The sequence below is a fragment of the Silvimonas terrae genome, assembly GCF_014202765.1.
Classification (GTDB): domain Bacteria; phylum Pseudomonadota; class Gammaproteobacteria; order Burkholderiales; family Chitinibacteraceae; genus Silvimonas; species Silvimonas terrae.
Window position 1 is genome coordinate 493,697 of the sequence record NZ_JACHHN010000004.1, and the last position, 21,772, is coordinate 515,468.

Here is a 21,772-nt window from a genome sequence, read left to right on the forward strand (position 1 = left end):
CCATGCATGATTCGCCTGAGATTCAGTGGGATGGCTGAATGATGTCACCCGGTAAATTCGGGAAATATCGAACTAATTCGAAAGAGCGGCGCAGGGGTTCACTTTTTTCTGGTCAACGATTTGCGCCATAGGTCATTTTGAGAAACTGAAGGGCGGCACAAAGCCACGCGGGAGTGCTCGCGGCAAATCTGGACGCGCGCGGGGCCTGCCGCACTTTTCCTTGATTCATTTGTCATTCACTCAGCGTCGGTCCACCCAGGGAGTCGTTGCCATGAACACCGCTTTGCAAAATCTGAAGGCCGAGCTGGAACAATTTGGCGAAGCCAATGACAGCCAGGAAACCGGGCACGGCCGGCGCATGCTCAATATCACGCGGGATACCGGGGAGTTTCTGGCGGTGATGGTGCTCGCCACCGCCGCGCGGCGCATTCTGGAAATTGGCACCTCCAACGGGTATTCCACGCTGTGGCTGGCGCAAGCCGCGCAAACCACCGGCGGGCTTGTAACAACGCTGGAATACGCTGAAGACAAAGTCGCCATGGCCAGCGCCAATTTTGCCCGCGCCGGATTGGCGGCCCATATCAATCAGGTGCATGACGACGCCGGGCGTTATCTGGCAGAAGCGCATCCGGCCTCGTGCGATCTGGTGTTTCTGGATTCGGACCGGCAGCAATATGCGGCCTGGTGGCCTGTGCTGGCGCGGGTTTTGCGACCCGGTGGCGTGCTGATTGTGGACAACTTCATATCGCACAAAGCAGAAATGGCGGACTTTTATGCCCTCATAAAAATAGACACTGCTTTCGAGACAAGTATTGTCCCCGTAGGCAAAGGTGAGCTCATTGCCGTCAAACACCCCGATTAAAACCGAATATCCATGCGCTCTTTCCTTACCAACAAAGAAAGCGTAACCTCGTGGGGCTATGCACCAACCCACCCATACACCGGTTCTGCATGTTTACATTCAATCTGCCACTGCGTTCTCGCCTGCGTTATTTCCTGCCACTCCTGATCATTCAGGTCTTAAGCGGCTGGCTCAGCGTGGGTGCGGGTGCGCTACCGGGCGACAATGTATCGGCCATCTGGTTGCCCAGTGGTGTGGGCGTGGTTGCCATGCTGGTGTTGGGGCGGCCGGGGCTAGTGTGCGTATGGCTGGCCAGTTTGCTGGTATGTATTCCGGTTACGGCACAGATTACCGGTCTGAGCATGGCCTGGCGCATGGGCCTGGCCGCCGCCGCGCTGGACGCGTTGCAAGCCTGGCTGGCGATGCGTGCCTGGCGCATTCATGAAACACGCCATCACGCCAATTTTCTGCGCCAGCCACAAGACCTGATCTGGTTCTGGTTCTGGGTGTGCACAGTGCCCGCCGTCACCACGGCGCCGTTCATGACGCTGCTGCAGTGGTCTTGCCATGCTCTGCCAGATGCGTCGATCTCCGGCGTGGCCCGTCATTTTGTGATGCTGGTGTTGTCCAACCTCGCCGGCATCTTGCTGGCCACCCCGGCTTACGTGGTCTGGCGGGATCGGGGGCGCTGGGAATTGCGCTTTAATGCACTGCGCCACCTGTGGCCTGCGGTGTTGATCCTGTTGATTCTGGGCTCTGCCCTATTCATCTACCCGCCAGTGCTGATCCTGTTGCTGCCGGTGCTGCTGGCAACCACGGTGCGGTTTCGTTTGCCGGGTATGGTTGTAGCCATGCTGGGTACCGCAGTGTTTATTTCTGCGGCCACGGTGTTCCACCTTGGTCCGTTTGTGCGCGGCAACCCGGCGATGTCGTTTGTGAACCTGCAATTGTTCATGTTCTCGACCACCATCATGCTGCAATACCTGGCCCTGGCGCAGGAGTTGATCAAACGTCACCGCGTGCAGCTGGAGTCCGAAGTCGCCGCCCGTACGGAAGCCCTGGCGCAGGCCAACGAGCGCCTGAAAGAACTGGCGACAACCGATGAACTAACGGGTGCGCCCAATCGCCGCGAATGGCAGCGCCGTTGCGCCCAGGCCGTTTTGATGGCGCGCCGGCAAGACACGCCGCTCTCGATCCTGCTGCTGGATCTGGACCACTTCAAAATGGTGAATGACACGCACGGCCACCTTGTGGGTGATCTGATGTTGCGCGCCGTGGCGCATACCTTCCGCGAAACCTTGCGCGCCAGTGACAGTTTTGGCCGCTGGGGGGGCGAGGAGTTTGTGGTGGTGCTGCCCGATACCTCGCTCGATGATGCAGAACAAGTGGCCGAAAAACTACGCATGGCCATTGCCGCAACGCATGTGCCGCTGGATGGCGGTTTGTATGTGCGCATCACCGCCAGCATGGGCGTCGCCCGCCTGCGCCCGAGCGATGCCGATCTGGACGATCTGCTGACCCGTGCCGACCATGCGCTTTACCACGCCAAGGAATATGGCCGGAACCGGGTGGTGCTGGAGACAGAACTGCCAGCGAATGATTTGCCGGTGAAGCATGGGTGAGGTGTGAGGTGTGAGGTGTTCAGATTGTGAGCACCAGAATTCCACGCACACCACCACTTCGTCATTCCGGTCCTCGGCGGCCCCCTTGTGCCGGAATCCAGTCTGCCTACCAAAGGTGGGCTTGCTCTGACAAACCACGGACAAACCATTTGCAGTGCCTGCGGCACACCTGTTTACACCTGGATTCCGGCTCAGGGCCGGAATGACGAGTCCGGGGTATGCATCCTTCCCCCTCCTCACTCCTCACTCCTCACTCCTCACTCCTCACTCCTCACTCCTCACTCCTCACTCCTCACTCCTCACTCCTCACTCCTCACTCCTCATCCCGGCTACAATAACCGTCCCATCCCCGCATAACCCGGCGTTAACTCCATGACCGTGCGTGCAGTTGTTTTTGATTTTGGCGGCGTCCTGTTTGACTGGAACCCGGAATACCTCTACCGCGAACTGATCCCGGATGCCACAGAGCGCCAATGGTTCTTGCAGCATGTCTGCAACGGCGAGTGGAATCTGCAGCAAGACGCCGGCCGCACGCTGGCGGATGCCACCGCGATGTTGATTGCGCAATATCCGGATCATGCCGAGCTGATCCGTGCCTTCTACGGCCGCTGGCCAGAAACGCTGGCCGGTACGCTGCCTGAAGGCATCAAGCTGATGGAAGATCTGGAAAACGCGGCCATCCCACTTTATGGATTGACCAACTGGTCGGCGGAAACCTTCCCCTACGCGTGGGAGAACTACCCGTTTCTGCACCGCTTCAAAGACATCGTGGTGTCCGGCCGGCTCAAGCTCATCAAGCCAGATGCCGCCATCTATCACGAGATGTTCCGCCGCATCGCCCAAGACCTGCCAGACCTGGCGCCTGCAGAACTGGTGTTCATTGATGACAACGCGGCCAACGCAGCGGCGGCTGGTGCGTTAGGCTGGCATGGCATCCATCATGTGAGTGCGGCGCAGACTGAGTCAGCACTGCGTGAACTGGGTCTGTCTTTCTGATGTGTTTGTCCTGATCTGGAGTTCGTCATGCCCGGTGCGACACCCCGCGTGAGTATTCTTTACTGCACTCAGTGCAATTGGTTGTTGCGTTCGGCATGGCTGGCGCAAGAGTTGTTATCCACCTTTGCCGAAGAACTGGGCGAGGTCGCCCTGCAACCCGGGACGGGCGGTGTATTTGTGGTGCACTGCCAGGACGAGGTGATCTGGGACCGCAAGGTCGAGGGTCGTTTTCCGGAAGCCAAAGAACTTAAACAGCGCGTACGGGATTTGATCGCGCCAGAGCGGCCGCTCGGTCATAGTGACCGACCGGCTTGAGACAGGCTGTGTTAATGTTCCGCCCCATGTCCCGTTTGTCCTTTTTCCGTTTTGCCGCCATCACCGCACTGGTCGTGGCCGCCTGGCCTGCGCACGCCGATATCTACAAGTCTGTCGATAGCGATGGTCGTGTCACGTTTTCCAATATCCCCATGAAAGGTGCGATCCGGGTGTATACCGATCCGATCCCCATGGGCAGCAAAAGCCGTGGCAAGAGCAGCACCGGCGGCAGCAATGTGGCCGCCCCCAGCCCGGCCAACTTCCCGCGGGTGGATGCGGCCACGCAAAAATCGCGCGATACCAACCGCAAGCAAATCCTCAACGATGAACTGGCGACTGAACAGCAAGCGCTCACGGATGCGCGCAAGGCCCTGGCCGACGCGCAATCGAGTGCAGAGGCGCAAACCAACCCGCAAAAGTATCAGGAGCGGGTGGCACGGTTGCGTGACAACGCCACGCTGCACGAGAAAAACGTCGCCGCCCTGCAACAGGAAATGGCACGCGACCGTTAGGTGCTTGTCTGTTTTTGCCCCATACGCCCGCACCTTGCGGGCGTTTTGTTTTGTATCGCCCGCTTTTGACTCCTGGTGCGCCCCATCCTGCACCACAGCCGGCACGTCCCGCTGCGATGTTGATCCCCATACAGGGGCAATGCACCAGATCAAACCCTATAATGCACTCATGTGGTGCATTTTATAGTTTGCGCTAGCGCAAATCTTCGTTTGTGCGCTGTTACAGGCTGGCCCGCTAATTGCTTAATGATCCCGCATGAAGAAGCGGCGGGCCGCCACAAGCAGTTACGCCAGGCTTCGTGCCTGTTTGATCCACGATTTCATAGACCGCACCCTATGACCAAAAGCCCTATACCTGCCATCTTTGCCGGACTGGAATTTCTGGACGCCGCGGTCCTTGCCACGCGTGACGACGGCGCGCTGGTCTATTACAACCCGGCGGCCTCTGATCTGCTGGGCTTGCGCGATGACTGCCTGGGTATGGCCCTTACTGAATGTCTGGGGCCGGACAACCCGGTTGCGCAAGCGCTATCCAATGCCAGCCTGAACAATGTCAGCCTGACCGAGCATGAGATTGCACTCAGCACGACGCATGGCGAAGTGTATGTGTCGCTGACCGCCAGCCCGATCGAGTGCCCGGAAGCGGCCGCGATGGCGGAAATCCGCCAGATCGACCAGCAACGCAAGATTGCCAATGAAGAACGGTTGCAAGCGCAGCAACAAGCCAACCGAGAGCTGATCCGCAATCTGGCCCATGAAATCAAGAACCCGCTCGGTGGCATCCGTGGGGCGGCCCAATTGCTGTCGCGGGAGCTGCACGACCCGCAACTCAAGGAATACACGCAGGTCATCATTGAGGAATCACAGCGGCTGCAAAGCTTGCTGGACCGGTTGTTGACCCCGCACCGCTTGCCGCAACTGGCCGAACTCTCGATCCACGAAGTGCTGGAGCGCGTGCGCAGCCTGATGCTGGCCGAGACACCCAACGGTCTGGCGATCAAGCGTGACTATGACACCAGCTTGCCTTCACTGATTGGCGATCGCGAACAGCTGATCCAGGCCGTGCTCAACATCATGCGTAATGCCATCCAGGCCATGGATGGCGTGGGCGAGATCATGTTGCGTACCCGCGTGGCGCGGCAGGTGACATTGAACCGCCAGCGCTTCCCGATCGCCATTCAGTTGCAGATCATCGACAACGGGCCGGGGATTCCCGAGCACTTGAAAGAGACGCTGTTTTACCCACTGGTCTCTGGCCGGCCGGGCGGGACGGGCATTGGCCTGCATCTGGCCCACACCTTTATCAACCAGCACCACGGCATGATCGATTTCGACAGCCGCCCCGGTTACACCTGTTTCAATATGCTGCTGCCGCTCAATGGCTGGCAGGGATTTGAAAAAACAAATACAACCAAAGCCACGGAGCATCCATGAGTACTGTCTGGGTCATCGACGACGACCGTTCCATCCGCTGGGTCTTCGAAAAAGCGCTCGCTCGTGAAAACATCGCACACGCCTCTTTCGCATCCGCAACCGAAGCCCTGGCCCGCCTGGGCCGGGAAGTGCCTGAAGCCATTGTGTGCGACATCCGCATGCCCGGTGAATCAGGTCTGACCTTTCTGGAACTGGTCAAAAAGGATTATCCCGGCCTGCCGGTGATCATCATGACGGCGCATTCAGACCTGGAAAGCGCGGTATCGGCTTTTCAGGGCGGCGCCTTTGAATATCTGCCCAAGCCGTTTGATGTCGATCAGGCCATTGCCCTGATCCAGCGCGCACTGCAAGAAGGCGCACGGCAAGGTGGTGGCGAAGAAGCGCCGGTCTCCAACCCGGACATTCTGGGCCAGGCACCAGCCATGCAGGATGTATTCCGGGCGATTGGCCGCTTGTCGCAATCGGCCGCCACGGTACTGATCACCGGGGAATCCGGCGCAGGTAAAGAACTGGTGGCGCGCGCATTGCATCGCCACAGCCCGCGCTCGGCCCGGCCTTTCATTGCGATCAATACCGCCGCCATCCCCAAAGACTTGCTGGAATCCGAACTGTTTGGTCATGAACGCGGTTCCTTCACCGGCGCAGAAGCACGCCGCCAGGGTCGCTTTGAACAAGCCGAAGGCGGCACACTGTTTCTGGATGAAATTGGCGATATGCCGGCCGATCTGCAAACGCGGTTGCTGCGCGTGTTGTCAGACGGTTACTTCTACCGCGTCGGCGGGCAGGCCCCGATCAAGGCCAATGTGCGCGTCATCGCCGCCACGCACCAGAACCTGGAAGACCGCGTCAAGCACGGTGGCTTTCGCGAGGACTTGTTCCACCGCCTCAACGTGATCCGGCTGCGCCTGCCGCCCCTGCGTGAACGCCGCCAGGATATCCCGCTGCTGGCGAAACATTTCCTCTCCCGCTCCGCGGCCGAACTGGGCGTGGAGTCCAAGCGGCTATCCGAAGAAGCCATGACTGCACTCAGCAATTTCAGCTTCCCCGGCAACGTGCGGCAACTGGAAAACCTGTGCCACTGGATGACCGTGATGGCGCCTGGCGCCATTGTGGAAGGCAGCGATCTGCCACCGGAAATCAATGAAAGCCCAGACAGCGCAGATGGAGTGGTGCTGGCGGGCAATGGCGACTGGCGCGCCGCACTGGCCGCTGACATTGGCGGGCGCCTCGCCAAGGGTGAAAGCCGCGTGCTGGACGAGATCATGCCCGCCTTTGAGCGGACCGTGATTGAAAGAGCGCTGGCACATACTGGCGGCAAACGGATTGAAGCGGCAGAATTGCTGGGATGGGGGCGTAACACGCTCACCCGCAAGATTCAGGAACTGGGTATGGACGACGAAGTGTAAACGGTACGTTTTGCGCACCTGCCAGTACGTGGGGCGCGCCGTTTACGCGCGACGGGGCGACGCAAGCATGGGCGCCGCCCCGCAAAGGCCGGGAAACCGGCTTTTTTTGTGTCCGGGCGCGTTCAAAAGGGGTTCCTCCCTTACCGTAGCCCGGATGAAGCGAAGCGAGAATACGGAGTGGCAACGCGCCAGGGCTGCATTCTTTTCTGACACGAGCACCCCGGATTCCCGGCCGTTGGCCTTCATCCGGGCTACGTTGCTGCAAATAGCCAGCCGGGGTGCGGACTGGATTCCTGCACGCTCTTCGGGGTTAATTCAGCTTGTTAATGGCCATCTACTGCAAGCAAACACCGTAGCCCGGATGAAGCGAAACGGGAATCCGGGATGGCAACGCGCGCCAGGGGCACATTCTTTTCTGGCATGAGCGCCCCGAATTCCCAGCCATTGGCCTTCATCCGGTCTACGGCTCCGCAACGGTGTCAAACAACTGACGAAACGGAACTCATTCCCCGCCACCGCTCCGCCAACCCATCCAGCCGCTTCAACAACACATCCACACTCGCATGCCCGCGCCGATGCGGCCGCAACCACACCGTTTTCATCCCCAACCGCCGCGCCATGCGCAGATTGTCCAGTGAGTCCTCTACCAGGATGCACTGCGCCGGTTGTAGCCGGTATTTACGCAAGATATGCCGGAACGCAGCGGGCTGCGGTTTCGGGCTGAACCGGCCGTGCTCAATGGCATGAATGCCGATAAATTCGCGTTCGATGCCCAGACCTCTGACCATCGCCTCGGCATAAAGCCGTGCGCCATTGGTAAACAGGATTTTGCGGCCGGGCAATCGTGCCAGTGTGCGGCGCAAACCGGGCATGGGGTGCAACTGGGCAGTCAGATCGGCCAATGGGTGCGCAGCAGCCAGAAAATCATGCGGCTTGATCGCATGCGGGTAGTGCCGCAACAAGCCCAGCAAGGTTGCGCCATAGCGCCGCCAATAGTCGGTACGCAAGGCCGTGGCCGTGTCGGCATCCACACCCAGCGTGTCTTCCATGTAACGATTCATGGCCGCGTCAATGACCGGAAACGCGTGGCGGCTGGCGTTGTGCAGCGTGTTATCCAGATCAAACAGCCAGACCGGGGCGCGGGATGCGTGCATGCGGCTCCATCAAGATTCAATTACGCCCATGAAAAAAGCCGGCACAGGCCGGCTTTTTAAAAGTACACAGGCTCGGGTCAGGCCGCCATGGGGGAAGAGCGGCCGTGGATATAGCTTTCCAGCTGTTCGATCTGGAACTCCTGCTCGGCGATGGTTTCACGCACCAGGTCACCAATGGACAACAAGCCAATCAGCTCATCCTGATCGTTTACCACGGGCAAGTGGCGAATGCGCTTGTCGGTCATGATGGCCATGCATTCATCCACCGAGGCCTCTGGCGTCACACAGATCAGCTTGGAGGTCATGATCTCGGAAACCGGTGTCCCGGCCGAGGTCTTGCCCATCAGAACCACTTTGCGCGCGTAATCACGCTCAGAAAAAATGCCGGCCAGAACGTCACCGTCCATGACCAGAACTGCCCCGATATTTTTGTCAGCCAGAACCTGCAGAGCTTGATAAACCGTGGCTTGCGGCGATACGGTCACCGTGCCGTGTATCGACTTTTCAGCCAGCAGTTGACGTGCGGTCTTCATGATGTAGTTCTCCAGGAACAACAACGAGGGTTCTATTAATCTAGACCCCGCACGCCAGCTTGCAACCGTACTTGTCAGAAACCGCCGGTCAGTTGGCGCGAATCATGGTCCCGACGCCCTGGCTGGTCAGCACTTCCAGCAAGAGCGCGTGTTTAACGCGACCGTCAATGATATGCACCGTTTTGGCCCCGTTCTTGGCCGCATCCAGCGCGGACGAAATCTTCGGCAACATACCGCCGGAGATCGTGCCATCGGCAAACAGTTCGTCAATCTTGGCGGCGGTCAGGCCGGTCAACAGATTGCCTTGCTTATCCAGTACGCCCGGCGTATTGGTCATCAGGATCAGCTTTTCAGCGTGCAGTACTTCGGCCAGCTTGCCAGCCACGAGATCGGCGTTGATGTTGTAGCTTTCGCCTTCGCGGTCCACCCCGATCGGCGCAATGACCGGGATGAAGTCGTGTGCATCCAGATGCGCGACGATCGACGGATCAATACTTTCAATTTCGCCCACCTGGCCGATATCGATCATTTCGTCTTCGTTGGCACCTTTGAGATACATCTTGCGGGCGCGGATAAAGTGACCGTCCTGCCCGGTCAGACCCACCGCTTTGCCACCATGTTTGTTAATCAGAGACACAATCTCTTTATTGACGTGGCCGCCCAGCACCATTTCCACGACGTCCATCGTCTCGGCATCGGTCACGCGCATGCCCTGGATGAACTCGCCTTTTTTACCAATGCGATCAAGCAGTTCATTGATCTGCGGCCCGCCGCCATGCACGATCACCGGATTCATGCCCACCAGCTTGAGCAGAACCACGTCGCTGGCAAAGCCTTCTTTAAGCTCTTCGTCGATCATGGCATTGCCACCGTATTTGATGACAATGGTCTTATCGAAAAAACGCTGGATATAGGGCAGCGCTTCGGAGAGCACTTCGGCTTTCTGTTGGGCGGAAATTTCAGTCATGACTGTGTCCAGGCAAAGGCGAGTTCGGATAGGCGCAATTGTACCAGCGCAGTATCGCCAATCGGCAAAACAATAGTGTGACAAGGCGTAGCCGCACGCGGGAAGATCGTTTTCGCCCCTGCGGGGAATTATTTACGAGCGCTCCGGTCAACCGGTTTCGGCCCTCCTGATTACGCAGCCGTGCTGGCAATAAGTCACTACTTCTGGATATTGATTGTCTTGCTGATCTGGCGCAGTAAATTAAAGAGATCAGGCATGTGGATAAACATTTACTGATTAAGTCAGTGCATATATATCTGCCAATTGGCTATCTTCACGGGTCAGGCAATTACAAACCGCACTTGAATAGACAAAACACAGCATGCATAATCGGATCAGGGATTTAATTTTTTCTTGCGTGCGCACATTGTTCTGTCTTGCCTCTTGGCAAGTATTACCAAGGCTCCGGCCACGTTGCGCAATGCATCATCAAAACACCATTGCTGTGCTGAACATAGGAGCAACCAAATGGATTTGTCCGGCCTGAACCTGCCGCAACTGTACAAGCTGCAAAAAGACCTTGATGCTGAAATCATCCGCCGCAAGGAAACCGACAAGGTCACCCTGATTAATGAACTGCAGCAACTTGCAGCCGCCAAGGGTTTTTCGCTGAACGAAGTGCTGGGCCTGGAAGGCAAAAAAGCGGGCAAGAAAGCCGCTTCTGCAAGCAAGGCGCAATACCGCAATCCGGAAGATGCGACCCAGACCTGGTCTGGCCGTGGCCGCAAGCCGCAATGGGCTCTCAAGTGGCTGAGCGAAGGCAAATCGCTGGAAGACCTGCGCGTTTGATTGCGCGGCGCCAATCTGGATTGGTGCACGTACTAAATAAAAAAAGGCAGCCGCAATGGCTGCCTTTTTTGTTACCGGCAATACCCCTGAGCGACTAAGACTGCCGGTACAATGGTGAGGTTGATATCCTGCATAAAAAGCCCGGCATGTCCCACCCCCTTACCGCATCGCTCAACCCGCAACAGCGCGCCGCTGTTGAATTACCTGCAGAACACGCGCTGATTCTGGCCGGGGCCGGCAGCGGCAAGACCCGGGTGCTGACCACCCGTATTGCCTGGTTGTTGTCCACGGGGCAGATCAGCCCGGCAGGCTTGCTGGCCGTGACCTTTACCAACAAGGCGGCCAAAGAAATGCTGGCGCGCATTACCGCCATGATGCCCCTCAATCCACGTGGTTTGTGGGTGGGCACTTTTCACGGTTTGTGTAACCGCATGCTGCGCCTGCACCATCGTGATGCAGGTTTGCCTGCGGGTTTTGCCATTCTGGATTCACAAGACCAGTTAGCGGCAATCAAGCGCGCAATGAAAACGCTCAATGCCGATGATGAGCGCTATCCGCCGCGCAGCATTGCGCAATATATCAACGGCAACAAAGAAGCCGGCATTCGCGCCGCTCAGGCGCAGGCATGGGATGAATACTCCCGCACCCAGCGCATGATTTACGCCGAATATGAATCCCAATGTCGGCGTGAAGGCGTGGTTGATTTTGCTGAATTGCTGCTAGCCTGCTATGAATTACTTGAACGTAATGAACCGTTGCGCACCCATTACCGCAGCCGGTTCAAGCATATTCTGGTGGACGAATTCCAGGATACCAACCAGTTGCAATATGCATGGCTGAAATTGCTTACCGGCCCGGACAGCGCATTATTTGCCGTGGGTGATGACGACCAGTCCATTTATGCCTTTCGGGGCGCGAGGGTGGGCAACATGCTGGACTTCCAGAAAGATTACGAGGTCAAACATGTAATCCGGCTGGAACAGAATTATCGTTCCCACGGCAATATCCTGAACGCGGCCAACGCGGTGATCGAACATAACCGTGATCGCCTCGGTAAACAATTGTGGACCGATGATGATGCGGGCGAGCCAATCCGCCTGTATGAGGCCGCCACCGATAGCGAAGAAGCCGGCTTTCTGGTCGATGAAATATCAGCCCAGCAGCGTGATGGCATTGCCCTGGATGAGATCGCCATTCTTTATCGCTCCAATGCGCAATCCCGGATTATTGAGCATGCTCTCGTCGCGGCTGGCCTGCCCTACCGGGTTTATGGCGGTTTGCGCTTTTATGAGCGTCAGGAAATCAAACACGCGCTGGCCTATTTGCGTTTGATCGCCAATCAGGACGATGACAATGCGCTATTGCGGGTGATCAATTTCCCCACGCGTGGCATTGGTAATCGCACGATAGAAACCCTGACCGATACCGCGCGGATTTCCGGCAGCAGCCTGTGGCAGGCCGCATGCAGTGCAGGTAGCGGGCGCAGTGCGGCGGCAGTGGGCCGCTTTGTGTTGATGATCGAAAACATGCACGTGCAGGCGCAAGGCATGGCGCTGCCGGACCTCATCAACATGGTGTTATCGGTTTCTGGCCTGTACGAGTTCTATCAGAACGAAAAAGAAGGCGAAGAGCGCCTCGCCAACCTGAACGAACTGGTGAGCGCCGCCACCAGGTTTGTGACAGAAGACGAAAACAACCTGGTCGCCTTTCTGGCCAATGCCTCGCTGGAAGGCGGCGAGCACGCAGCCGAAGCCGGTGAGGCCGCCGTACAGTTAATGACCATCCATGCCGCCAAGGGGCTGGAATTTCACAGCGTGTTCCTGACCGGGCTGGAAGAAGGGCTGTTTCCGCACGACAACAGCCTGTCTGATCCCAAGGGGCTGGAAGAAGAACGCCGGCTGATGTACGTGGCCATGACGCGCGCGCGCCGACGGTTGTTTATCTCGCTCTCACAAAGCCGCATGTTGCATGGGCAGATGCGCTACGCCCCGGCCAGCCGCTTTCTCAATGAAGTGCCCGACACACTACTTAAATACCTCAACCGTGGTTACGCGCCCAACAGCTTCGGCAGCAGTAGCACCAGCAGCACCAGCGACTGGTATGCACCGCCCACCACACCACGCCATCTGGAAACGCCGGATCATGGTCTTGCGATTGGCATGAAAGTGCGGCATCCCAAATTCGGTCTTGGTGTCGTGCTCAATCATGAAGGCGGCAGCAACGGCAATATCCAGGTCGATTTTGGTCAATTGGGCACCAAATGGCTGGCCGTGGCCTATGCCAAACTGGAGGCTGTAAAAGGATGACCGCCAGCGACGCCACCATCAACGCCCGAGCCCTGGTCATCGACCGCGCCAGCGAAACCCGCGCGGCGCTGGGCCAGGCGCTGGCCGAAGCAGGCGTCGCGACCATTGATTACGCCAATCGGCAGACTGCCGCGCTGGGACTGATCCAGAATCACGATTATGACGTGGTGCTGTGCGAATACGATCTGGGCGGCGGCATGGACGGCGTGCATCTGTTTGAAGCCTGCCAACAGCACTACCTGCTCAAACCATCCTGCATCTTCATGATGGTGACGGGTGAGCGCCGCCAGGCCCAGGTCATGGGCGCGGCGGAACTGGTGCCGGATGGGTATCTGCTCAAGCCCTTCTCGACCGGTGACTTCATTGACCGCCTGAATCGCGCACAGCGACGCAAGGCGCGCTTTCGCGCGATCGATAACGCGGTACGGGCCGGCGATTACCTGGGCGCCGTGAGTGCCTGCGACCGGGAAATGGCCCTGCGCCCGCCCAACGAGGCAGAAGACTTCCTGCGCATGAAGACGTTTCTACTGCTGCGGCTGGGTGAACATCAGTCTGCCGTGGAATCGAGCACCGCCGCGCTGGATTTGCGGGATAGCGCCTGGGCGCGGCTGGGTCTGGGCAAGGCCCACTTTGGCCTGAAAGACTACGAACGGGCGCGTGAATGCTTTGAGACCGTCAAACGCGACCACGAACTGGCCATGGAGTCCTACGACTGGCTGGCGCGCACCCTGAGCGTGCAAGGCGACATGACCGCCGCCCAGGCCACGCTAGCCCAGGCCCTGCAACGCTCCCCCCTGACCGCACAACGCCAGACCGCGCTGGGGAGGCTGGCGGAACGTAATGGCGAACTGGATACCGCAGAAAACGCCCTGTCCCAGGCGCTCAACCTGTCACGCGGCTCTTTCTGGCCGGACATCTCGCTTTATTGTGAACTGGGCCGCGTGCAACTGGCGCGGGATGATATTGGCGGCGCGCGGCGCACCATCCAGCGTTTACGCCGAGAGGTCTCCAGCGCCAACGAGGCCGTCGAGCCAATCTGTGAGCTGATCGAAGCCGCAGCGCTGGAAAAACTGGATGATCGCAAAGCCGCAGCCGAACTGTTTGAACATGCCTGCGAAACCCTGCGTGAGCAGGATGACCCGCTGCCCGGCGTGTTGATTGAAGCCGCGCGCCAGGCCTATACCCGCCGCCGCCAGGAAGCCGGTGCGGCACTGGTGCGCAGCGCGCTGGGCGCGGCATCGGATGACCCGGCCGTGATCGCCAGCGTGGAAAGCCTGTACCACGGCCTGGGCGAACCGGAAATTGGCCGGCAAATGGTGGCGGAGGTCACACGCGATCTGAGCCAGCTCAATAATGACGCTGTCAATGCGGTGCGAGATGGTAATCTCTCCGCGGCTGCCGACATGTTTATCAATGCCTTGCATGGCCGCAGCGGCAATGTGCAGTTGCTGCTCAATGCCGTGAACACGCTGCTTTCTTGCGTGAATCAGCAGGGCTGGAACGATCATTACATGGACATGGCGCAACGCTATCTGGCGCGGGTGCGCAAACAAGACCCCACCAATGGCAAAGCGCGCCAACTGGCCGACGCCATGCGCCGTACACGCACGCGCTTCGGGATTGATGCCAGCGGCCAGCAACAACCGCCTGCTGCGGCCTGAGCCGCGCGACGGTCATCAAGACAACCGACAAGGAACAAGCCGTGCAGGCGATTCTGGAACTGGCGCAACCGGTGGCGCATATCCGGCTGGCAGGCCATTTTACGTGGGAAGGTCAGCGCAGTTTCCGGCAGGTCACGCAGGATATGCTGGGCCACGCGGATATCGAGGCCATTCACTTTGACCTTGCGCGGGTAGAGAGCATGGACTCCACGGCGCTGGGGATGCTGCTCTTGCTGCATGAACGCGCGCCGGGACGAGCGATTGTGCTGCACGGCCTGCGGGCGGATATCCGGGAGATGGTGGATATTGCCAATACTGGCGGGATTTTTGAATTACGGTAAGTGTGGTTGCCAGCAGTAGATGGCCAACAAAAAAGGACACCTTGAAGGTGTCTTTTTTGTTGGCTGGTGTTGAGGCTTTCGTCGCCTGGACGGAGTGGTCGCGGGAATCCAGTCCAACCGCTGCAAGTGGCCTTTGCCATGCTGGTTGTAGGGTGGATTCGGAGCGATAGCGACAATCCACCGATTGCGGTGCTTACGAGTCAGCGCCTGACGGCGCGGGTTTGAAAGGCATTTGATACCGGCGGTGGCCGGCGCACCCTACTTTCTTTGCTTCGCCAAAGAAAGTAGGCAAAGAAAGGCGACCCCAGCCCGGCGGCCCTCCGGGCTGCCCTCAGTCGGTCGGGAGCCTAAGGTCTCCCTCCACTCCTTCGGCGCTGGGCTTTAACGGGGGAGGAAAGTCAAAAGCAACCCCAACGACAACATCAAAAACAACAGCAACAGCAACAGCAACAGCAACAGCAACAGCAACAGCAACAGCAACAGCAACAGCAACAGCAACAGCAACAGCAACAGCAACAGCAACAGCTATTAGCCTCGAGTTACATGGTCGAAGGTCAACAAAAAAGGACACCCGAGGTGCCCTTTTTTTGATTCTATCGGCCTGATTACAACTCCACCTGCATCCCCATTTCCACCACACGATTCGGCGGAATCTTGAAGTAGCTGGTCGCGCGTGTGGCATTGCGGGTCATCAAAGAGAACACCTTGCGCCGCCACCAGGCCATAGCCGGGTATTTACCCTCAACGATGGTCTCGCGGGAGAGGAAGAACGACGTCTGCATCGGGTCAAAATCCAGCTCCGGCTGCAGTTCTGCCACCTGCTTCAAAATGGACGGTACCGATGGTTCTTCCTTGAAGCCGTAGGTGGCGATCACCTGGTAGAAGCTCTCGCCCAGCTTGGGCACCACTACCTTTTCACGCTTGGCCACAAACGGGATATCTGCCGTGCGGATGGTCAAGAACACCACCTTCTCGTGCAGCACCTTGTTGTGCTTGAGGTTATGCAACAGTGCATGCGGCACCGAGTCTGCACTGGTGGTCATGAAGATGGCCGTGCCTTCCACGCGTTGCGGTGGGGCGGCTTCCAGGCTTTCGACAAAACCCTGGAGCGGCAATTCGCCTTCACGCAGACGATCACCCAGCAAAGTGCGGCCGCGCTTCCAGGTGGTCATCAGGGTAAAGATAAACAAGCCCATCACCAGCGGTACCCAACCGCCGTCCGGCAGTTTGAGCATATTGGAGCTCAGGAAGATCAGATCGACCACCAGGAAACCGATCAGCACCACGCGGAACAGCATCTTGCGACCGGGGTCCAGCGTTTTGCCCAGCACATTGAAGGCCAGCAGGGTAGTCATTACCATGGTGCCGCAAACCGACAAACCATAGGCAGAGGCCAGGTTGTCAGAAGTGCGGAAAGCCAGCACCAGCAGAATCACCGCCACCATCAGGAACCAGTTGATTTGCGGCACGTAGATCTGGCCGATTTCCTGGTCAGAGGTATGGTCGATATCCACCCGTGGGCAATAACCCAGTTGCACCGCCTGGTTGGTCATGGAGAACGCGCCGGAGATCACGGCCTGCGAGGCAATCACGGTGGCGGCCGCCGCCAGAATCACCAGCGGCGCCAGTGCCCACTGCGGCGCCAGCAAGAAGAACGGGTTCTTGATGGCGGCCGGGTTATGCAAGAGCAACGCACCCTGGCCGAAGTAACACAAGACCAGCGACGGCAATACCAGACCAAACCACGCGATCTTGATCGACTTCTGACCAAAGTGGCCCATGTCGGCGTAAAGCGCTTCGCCCCCGGTGACTGACAGCACGACCGCGCCCATGATGATGAAGCCGCGCAGCGGGAAATCCGCAATAAAGCGCGCGCCATAGAGCGGGTTGATCGCGGCAAAGACTTCTGGTGCATGAACAATGCTGCGCAGACCCATCACCGCCAGAGTGATAAACCAGAACACCATGATCGGGCCGAAGAATTTGCCTACTTTGCTGGTGCCATGGCGCTGAATCGCAAACAGGGCCACCAGCACAATGATGGTCAGCGGCACGATGTACGGGTCAAGCGTATGCGAAATGACGCTGATCCCTTCAAAGGCAGAGAGGACGGAAATGGCGGGCGTAATGATGCCATCACCATAAAAGAGCGAAGCACCAAAGATGCCCAGCCCCATCAGCAACAGGCCCTTGCGCGAACGCGGGTCCAGGTCACGCAGCGCCAGCGCCATCAGCGCCAGAATACCGCCTTCGCCACGGTTGTCGGCACGCATGATCACAACCACATATTTGGCCGAGACCACGATCATGATCGCCCAGAAAATCAGCGACAGAATGCCCAGGATGTTTTCCGCGTTGATCGGCAGGTTGCCGTGTGCGGTCAGACAGGTTTTAAGGGTGTACAACGGGCTGGTACCGATATCCCCGTACACCACGCCAATAGCGCCAACGGTCAACCCGGCAAGCCGGGAAGCGGAAGGAGCCTGGCCATGATTTGCGCCCATGCTGCAGGAGTCTCTTGATATTGAATCGGGTAAATTATGTATAAAGCTTCAAGCGCCGCGATTATAGCCCCGCCTTACAGCTGTAGGCCCGCAGTATCCGGGTACAGGTGCGGCAACGCAACATAGACCCTTTGCCAGTCAAAACAGGGGCCGGGGTCCGTTTTGCGCAGTGGAGCGATATCGTTATGTCCCACTATGGCACGCAGCGGCCAGGTTTGCGCCAGTCCTGTCGCCAGGGTTATTAACGCGGCATATTGCGCATCGGTAAACGGCGTGTGGTCGGTGCCTTCCAGTTCGATGCCGACCGAAAAATCATTGCAGCGCTCTCTTCCCTGCCAGTCTGACACGCCGGCATGCGCCGCCCGGTGCGACACGGGGACAAATTGCACCACTGCACCGTCACGCCGGATAAAAAAATGGGATGACACCCGCAACGCGCCCAGATCGGCAAACAGCGGGTGATCAACGGGGATACTGTTGGTAAAGAGGCGTTCAACCAGATCGCCACCAAACTCACCCGGTGGCAGGCTGATGTTGTGGATCACCAGCAGGTCAATGGTGATGCCATCCGGGCGGGCGTCACAGTTGGGGCTGGGCACCGTTCTGGCCGGTGTATACCAGCCCGCCGCGTCAAACACCCCAGTCATCTGTGCCACCACAAGCTGGCAACCAGTGCCGCCAGCAGCACGGCGATCACACCCAGCAGCCAGTTGCGTTTTTTCTGTTCCCACATCAGGCCTTGATAGCCGGTGACCAGCAGTTCCGTGGTGTTCTGATTGGCCAGATCGTTGAGCTTGCGCGGCAAGGTGGGCAGCATGGCCGCCCACAGCGGGGCTTCATGCTTGATGTTGCGCCACAGGCCGCGCCAGCCAATCTGTTCATTCATCCAGCGTTCAAGGAACGGTTTGGCGGTTTTCCACAGGTCCAGGTCCGGGTCCAGCTGACGGCCCAGACCCTCAATGTTGAGGAGCGTCTTTTGCAGCAAGACCAGTTGCGGCTGGATTTCGACATTGAAGCGGCGCGAAGTCTCAAACAATCGCAACAGGACCTGACCAAACGAGATTTGCGAAATCGGCTTGTCAAAGATGGGCTCGCAGACGGTGCGTACCGCCGCTTCCAGTTCCTCAACCCGTGTCTCTTTGGGCACCCAGCCAGACTCGATATGCGCGGCGGCAACGCGGTGGTAGTCGCGGTTGAAGAACGCCAGAAAATTGATCGCCAGGTATTGTTTGTCGACTTCCGACAACGTGCCGACGATGCCGAAATCCAGCGCAATATAGCGGTTATCCGCCGCGACAAAGATGTTGCCCGGGTGCATGTCGGCATGGAAAAAACCATCGCGGAATACCTGGGTGAAGAAGATCTCTACGCCATAAACCGAGAGTTTTTTCAGATCAATCCCATTAGCGCGCAGTTCTTCCACGCGCCCCACTGGAATGCCGTCCATCCACTCCAGGGTCAGCACCTGACGCGCACACCAGTCGTAGAACACTTCCGGCACGATGAGCATGTCCGAACCGGTGAAATTACGCCGCAGTTGCGAGGCGTTGCCGGCCTCGATCATCAGGTCGAGTTCGTCGTGCAGATATTTGTCGAATTCGGCCACGACCTCTTTGGGGCGCAGGCGTTTGCCATCGGCAAACAAGCGCTCGACCAGGCCGGCCATGACGCGCAGCAACGCCAGATCGCTCTCGATCACCGGCAAAATGCCGGGGCGCAGCACTTTGACCGCCACGTTGCGCCCATCCGGCAAGGTAGCGCGGTGTACCTGGGCGATCGAGGCCGAGGCCACCGGCGTGCGGTCGAACTGACCATAGAGTTCGGATACCGGCCGTTTGAGGCTGCTTTCAATCACCGCGACCGCAATATCGCCGGAGAACGGCGGCACGCGGTCCTGCAAAAAAGCGAGCTCATCGGCAATATCAGCCGGCAGCAAATCTCGCCGGGTAGAGAGGACCTGGCCAAACTTGACGAAGATCGGGCCCAACGCTTCCAGCGCCAGCCGCAACCGTTCCGCACGTGGCTGATCGAGCTTGCGCCAGAAAAACAGGATGTTGACCAGGCGGGAGAGGCCGTGCACGCGCTCGTGGCCGAGCAGGAATTCATCCAGCCCATAGTGGATGACCACACGGGCGATTTTAAGAAGGCGGAATATCCGCATGCGTATCCATTTATCCCGTCCCCGCGGGAACGTGTATTTGATCAGTTAAATCCAGACGTGGCGCAAGGCGCTCAGAACGACTTCACCGTCAGCCGCTCCAGCCGGGCTTCCAGCCGGGCCAGATCGTCACGCAACGCATCCACACTGGTACAGAAGGTATCAACGTGGCGCTTGGTGACCACCAGCGGTGCTTCATCACGCCAGTATTCGGTCAGTTCAATCAGCAAGCGTGAACCGATAGCGCCCGGAATGCCGCCAATTTTGCCGGCGATCCAGGTGATCCGGTTGGCTGCGACGTCACCCACCAGTTGCGAGAGTTCTTCAGCCATATCCCAGCGCAGTTTGGCCAGCACCTGCCCCACGGCCGCCGCCAGTTCCGCATCGCCGTTCAATCCCACTTTTTTGCTGGCCGCATCACGATCAAACAGCCAGGTCGTAAAGAACGTGGGCGAGAGCAGAATGCTGGCTTCGGCAAGGCCGGTGGCCGACGCCACCGTGCCATCGGCCCCGATGATCAGGGTGCCCGACAATACCGGCAACACCAGGCGGATCACACGGCCCTGGTAAGGCGCGAGTGCCGTGCGGGCGGCTTCGTCATGGGCCAGCATGCGGTTCAGGATCGTGGCAAGCATCAATACAGACCTCATTTAAATCGGGACATGACCATGCCCGCCGCAGCGGGCAAACCGGCACTTCAGATTTTGATGCCCTTGTGCAGGGCAACGACGCCCGCCGACAGATTGTGGTAATCCACTTTGGCAAAGCCGGCATCAAGCATCATGCCCTTGAGCGTTTCCTGATCCGGGTGCATGCGGATGGATTCGGCCAGGTACTGGTAAGAATCGGCATCGTTGGCCACCAGTTTGCCCATGAACGGCAAAAGCTTGAAGGAGTACAGATCGTAAGCCGGCTTGAGCGGTGTCCAGACCTTGGAGAACTCCAGCACCAGCAAGCGTCCGCCCGGCTTGAGTACGCGATGCATTTCTTTGAGTGCTGCGTCTTTGTGGGTCATGTTTCTGAGACCAAACGCCACCGACACAATGTTGAAATAGTTATCCGGGAACGGCAGCTTTTCTGCATCACACAGCGCCACCGGCGTCGCCACGCCGGCATCCAGCAAGCGATCACGGCCCACGCCCAGCATGGAACTATTGATGTCGGTCAGCCAGACTTGCCCGGTCTTGCCCACTTTCTTGCAGAACGCTTTGGACAGATCGCCCGTACCGCCAGCAATATCCAGCACCTTGTCACCGGGCTTGGCGCCACTGGTTTCAATGGTGAAGAACTTCCAGGCGCGGTGCAGACCGGCGGACATCAGGTCATTCATTACGTCATATTTTTGCGCGACGGAATGAAAAACTTCGGCCACTTTCTGGGCTTTTTCTGATTCGTCGACCGTCTTGTAACCAAAGTGCGTGGTGTTATCGCTCATAGCGTGCTCACAGTCTTGTCAATTCATTGCGGGTCGCGACTGGCGCCGGCGGCGGCCAGATCGTTCAGATAGGTCTGCCAGCGCACGGCGTGTTCTGTGCCCAGTTCGTACAGGTATGCCCAGGAGAACAGGCCAGAGTCATGGCCGTCGTCAAACACCAGTTTGACAGCATAGTTGCCCACCGGCTCGATGGCGGTAATGGCGACGTTGCGCTTGCCCGTCTGCAACACGCCCTGCCCCGCACCGTGGCCCTGCACTTCTGCCGATGGGCTAAAGACGCGCAGGTATTCACACGACAGGACAAAGCGCTGGCCGTCATCAAACGCCACTTCCAGCTCGCGCGAGGCGCGGTGCAAACGGATTTCCACTGGCGTGGCGCTGGAGGAGGTGAGTCCGGCCATACTTGGTTCCTTTTTTCTGCTCTGGGGCAGAGCGACCGTTTCAAAGGCGCAATGATACCGCGTTGCCGCATGGGGCGCGATGGAGGGTGCGATTGAGGTGTGGAGGCATTGCAGGCAGGCGCCACTACGTAGCCCGGATGGAGGCCGTCAGGCCGGGAATCCGGGGTGGCTGTTCTGGTTAAGATTGTTGTGGGTGTTAGCGCCTTGCGGCGCGGTGTGAAAGGCATTTTGATACCCGGGGTGCCGGGCCCACGTCACTTTCTTTGGGGCCCTCCGGGCTTCCCTCAGTTGGTCGGGAGCCTGGCGTCTCCCTCCACGCCCTCGGCGCTGGGCTTTTATGGGGGAGAAAGTCAAAAAC

21 protein-coding genes are annotated in these 21,772 nt (G+C 58.6%); 11 read left to right on the forward strand and 10 right to left on the reverse strand.

What is annotated here, in order from left to right; translation table 11 throughout:
• Positions 1-271: 271 nt before the first annotated feature.
• The 7 genes from HNQ50_RS12290 to ntrC all read left to right on the forward strand — a co-directional run bounded on the left by HNQ50_RS12290 (position 272) and on the right by ntrC (position 7,126).
• Positions 272-862 carry an O-methyltransferase gene (locus tag HNQ50_RS12290; RefSeq protein ID WP_184101092.1) on the forward strand — a complete coding sequence of 197 codons (591 nt, stop codon included), beginning with the start codon at positions 272-274 and terminating at the stop codon, positions 860-862.
• Between the two features lie 89 nt (positions 863-951).
• Positions 952-2,463: a sensor domain-containing diguanylate cyclase gene (locus HNQ50_RS12295; RefSeq protein WP_184101094.1), complete on the forward strand. Its 1,512-nt coding sequence runs from the start codon at positions 952-954 to the stop codon at positions 2,461-2,463.
• 372 nt (positions 2,464-2,835) lie between these two features.
• Positions 2,836-3,459: an HAD-IA family hydrolase gene (locus tag HNQ50_RS12300; protein ID WP_184101096.1), complete on the forward strand. Its 624-nt coding sequence runs from the start codon at positions 2,836-2,838 to the stop codon at positions 3,457-3,459.
• Between the two features lie 27 nt (positions 3,460-3,486).
• Positions 3,487-3,774, forward strand: a complete 288-nt coding sequence (locus tag HNQ50_RS12305) for an Rdx family protein (RefSeq protein WP_184101098.1) — start codon at positions 3,487-3,489, stop codon at positions 3,772-3,774.
• A gap of 26 nt (positions 3,775-3,800) precedes the next feature.
• Positions 3,801-4,286 carry a DUF4124 domain-containing protein gene (locus HNQ50_RS12310; RefSeq protein WP_184101100.1) on the forward strand — a complete coding sequence of 162 codons (486 nt, stop codon included), beginning with the start codon at positions 3,801-3,803 and terminating at the stop codon, positions 4,284-4,286.
• A gap of 336 nt (positions 4,287-4,622) precedes the next feature.
• On the forward strand, positions 4,623-5,720 hold the full coding sequence (glnL, locus tag HNQ50_RS12315) for a nitrogen regulation protein NR(II) (protein WP_184101102.1): 1,098 nt from the start codon (positions 4,623-4,625) through the stop codon (positions 5,718-5,720).
• Positions 5,717-7,126, forward strand: coding sequence for a nitrogen regulation protein NR(I) (gene ntrC, locus HNQ50_RS12320; protein WP_184101104.1), 1,410 nt, complete (start codon positions 5,717-5,719; stop codon positions 7,124-7,126). Before glnL ends, ntrC begins: the two co-directional genes overlap by 4 nt.
• Before the next feature lie 479 nt (positions 7,127-7,605).
• Here ntrC and HNQ50_RS12325 read toward each other — a convergent pair whose 3' ends face one another.
• The 3 genes from HNQ50_RS12325 to argB form a co-directional block, all read right to left on the reverse strand.
• Entirely contained in the window at positions 7,606-8,280 is a 675-nt protein-coding gene (locus tag HNQ50_RS12325; RefSeq protein WP_184101106.1) for a pyrimidine 5'-nucleotidase, read from the reverse strand.
• Positions 8,281-8,357: 77 nt separating this feature from the next.
• Positions 8,358-8,813, reverse strand: a complete 456-nt coding sequence (locus tag HNQ50_RS12330) for a CBS domain-containing protein (protein WP_184101108.1) — start codon at positions 8,811-8,813, stop codon at positions 8,358-8,360.
• A gap of 88 nt (positions 8,814-8,901) precedes the next feature.
• Positions 8,902-9,780, reverse strand: coding sequence for an acetylglutamate kinase (gene argB / locus HNQ50_RS12335; RefSeq protein ID WP_184101110.1), 879 nt, complete (start codon positions 9,778-9,780; stop codon positions 8,902-8,904).
• Positions 9,781-10,287: 507 nt separating this feature from the next.
• On the opposite strand from argB, the gene HNQ50_RS12340 reads away from it, so the two are divergent.
• From HNQ50_RS12340 to HNQ50_RS12355, 4 genes are all read left to right on the forward strand, one after another.
• Complete coding sequence (locus tag HNQ50_RS12340) at positions 10,288-10,608, forward strand: H-NS histone family protein (protein ID WP_184101112.1); 321 nt, start codon at positions 10,288-10,290, stop codon at positions 10,606-10,608.
• A gap of 146 nt (positions 10,609-10,754) precedes the next feature.
• The gene (locus HNQ50_RS12345; RefSeq protein ID WP_184101114.1) at positions 10,755-12,914 is read left to right on the forward strand and encodes a UvrD-helicase domain-containing protein; all 2,160 of its coding nucleotides are present in this window, start codon (positions 10,755-10,757) and stop codon (positions 12,912-12,914) included.
• Positions 12,911-14,575, forward strand: a complete 1,665-nt coding sequence (locus HNQ50_RS12350; protein WP_184101116.1) for a response regulator — start codon at positions 12,911-12,913, stop codon at positions 14,573-14,575. The genes HNQ50_RS12345 and HNQ50_RS12350 overlap by 4 nt, the downstream gene beginning before the upstream one ends.
• A 41-nt stretch (positions 14,576-14,616) precedes the next feature.
• Positions 14,617-14,916, forward strand: a complete 300-nt coding sequence (locus HNQ50_RS12355; protein WP_184101118.1) for an STAS domain-containing protein — start codon at positions 14,617-14,619, stop codon at positions 14,914-14,916.
• Between the two features lie 381 nt (positions 14,917-15,297).
• On the opposite strand, the gene HNQ50_RS12360 is transcribed toward HNQ50_RS12355, so the two are convergent.
• From HNQ50_RS12360 to HNQ50_RS12390, 7 genes are all read right to left on the reverse strand, one after another.
• Positions 15,298-15,438, reverse strand: a complete 141-nt coding sequence (locus HNQ50_RS12360) for a hypothetical protein (RefSeq protein ID WP_184101120.1) — start codon at positions 15,436-15,438, stop codon at positions 15,298-15,300.
• An 83-nt stretch (positions 15,439-15,521) separates the two neighbouring features.
• On the reverse strand, positions 15,522-17,420 hold the full coding sequence (locus HNQ50_RS12365) for a potassium transporter Kup (protein ID WP_184101122.1): 1,899 nt from the start codon (positions 17,418-17,420) through the stop codon (positions 15,522-15,524).
• 74 nt (positions 17,421-17,494) lie between these two features.
• On the reverse strand, positions 17,495-18,067 hold the full coding sequence (gene ampD / locus HNQ50_RS12370; RefSeq protein WP_184101124.1) for a 1,6-anhydro-N-acetylmuramyl-L-alanine amidase AmpD: 573 nt from the start codon (positions 18,065-18,067) through the stop codon (positions 17,495-17,497).
• Positions 18,064-19,581, reverse strand: coding sequence for a ubiquinone biosynthesis regulatory protein kinase UbiB (gene ubiB / locus HNQ50_RS12375; protein WP_184101126.1), 1,518 nt, complete (start codon positions 19,579-19,581; stop codon positions 18,064-18,066). Before ubiB ends, ampD begins: the two co-directional genes overlap by 4 nt.
• 71 nt (positions 19,582-19,652) lie before the next feature.
• A complete protein-coding gene (locus HNQ50_RS12380) occupies positions 19,653-20,213 on the reverse strand; it encodes a ubiquinone biosynthesis accessory factor UbiJ (protein WP_184101128.1) in 561 nt (186 codons plus the stop codon).
• Between the two features lie 62 nt (positions 20,214-20,275).
• Positions 20,276-21,013 (reverse strand): bifunctional demethylmenaquinone methyltransferase/2-methoxy-6-polyprenyl-1,4-benzoquinol methylase UbiE, encoded by a 738-nt coding sequence (ubiE, locus tag HNQ50_RS12385; protein WP_184101130.1) that lies wholly within the window; start codon positions 21,011-21,013, stop codon positions 20,276-20,278.
• A 23-nt stretch (positions 21,014-21,036) separates the two neighbouring features.
• Positions 21,037-21,414, reverse strand: a complete 378-nt coding sequence (locus HNQ50_RS12390) for a gamma-butyrobetaine hydroxylase family protein (RefSeq protein ID WP_184101132.1) — start codon at positions 21,412-21,414, stop codon at positions 21,037-21,039.
• Between the last annotated feature and the right edge of the window lie 358 nt (positions 21,415-21,772).

Coding starts and splice junctions, on each gene's coding strand:
- HNQ50_RS12290 (WP_184101092.1), top strand. CDS start 272: ATGAACACCGCTTTGCAAAATCTGAAGGCCGAGCTGGAACAATTTGGC.
- HNQ50_RS12295 (WP_184101094.1), top strand. CDS start 952: ATGTTTACATTCAATCTGCCACTGCGTTCTCGCCTGCGTTATTTCCTG.
- HNQ50_RS12300 (WP_184101096.1), top strand. CDS start 2,836: ATGACCGTGCGTGCAGTTGTTTTTGATTTTGGCGGCGTCCTGTTTGAC.
- HNQ50_RS12305 (WP_184101098.1), top strand. CDS start 3,487: ATGCCCGGTGCGACACCCCGCGTGAGTATTCTTTACTGCACTCAGTGC.
- HNQ50_RS12310 (WP_184101100.1), top strand. CDS start 3,801: ATGTCCCGTTTGTCCTTTTTCCGTTTTGCCGCCATCACCGCACTGGTC.
- glnL (WP_184101102.1), top strand. CDS start 4,623: ATGACCAAAAGCCCTATACCTGCCATCTTTGCCGGACTGGAATTTCTG.
- ntrC (WP_184101104.1), top strand. CDS start 5,717: ATGAGTACTGTCTGGGTCATCGACGACGACCGTTCCATCCGCTGGGTC.
- HNQ50_RS12325 (WP_184101106.1), bottom strand. CDS start 8,280: ATGCACGCATCCCGCGCCCCGGTCTGGCTGTTTGATCTGGATAACACG.
- HNQ50_RS12330 (WP_184101108.1), bottom strand. CDS start 8,813: ATGAAGACCGCACGTCAACTGCTGGCTGAAAAGTCGATACACGGCACG.
- argB (WP_184101110.1), bottom strand. CDS start 9,780: ATGACTGAAATTTCCGCCCAACAGAAAGCCGAAGTGCTCTCCGAAGCG.
- HNQ50_RS12340 (WP_184101112.1), top strand. CDS start 10,288: ATGGATTTGTCCGGCCTGAACCTGCCGCAACTGTACAAGCTGCAAAAA.
- HNQ50_RS12345 (WP_184101114.1), top strand. CDS start 10,755: ATGTCCCACCCCCTTACCGCATCGCTCAACCCGCAACAGCGCGCCGCT.
- HNQ50_RS12350 (WP_184101116.1), top strand. CDS start 12,911: ATGACCGCCAGCGACGCCACCATCAACGCCCGAGCCCTGGTCATCGAC.
- HNQ50_RS12365 (WP_184101122.1), bottom strand. CDS start 17,420: ATGGGCGCAAATCATGGCCAGGCTCCTTCCGCTTCCCGGCTTGCCGGG.
- ampD (WP_184101124.1), bottom strand. CDS start 18,067: ATGACTGGGGTGTTTGACGCGGCGGGCTGGTATACACCGGCCAGAACG.
- ubiB (WP_184101126.1), bottom strand. CDS start 19,581: ATGCGGATATTCCGCCTTCTTAAAATCGCCCGTGTGGTCATCCACTAT.
- HNQ50_RS12380 (WP_184101128.1), bottom strand. CDS start 20,213: ATGCTTGCCACGATCCTGAACCGCATGCTGGCCCATGACGAAGCCGCC.
- ubiE (WP_184101130.1), bottom strand. CDS start 21,013: ATGAGCGATAACACCACGCACTTTGGTTACAAGACGGTCGACGAATCA.
- HNQ50_RS12390 (WP_184101132.1), bottom strand. CDS start 21,414: ATGGCCGGACTCACCTCCTCCAGCGCCACGCCAGTGGAAATCCGTTTG.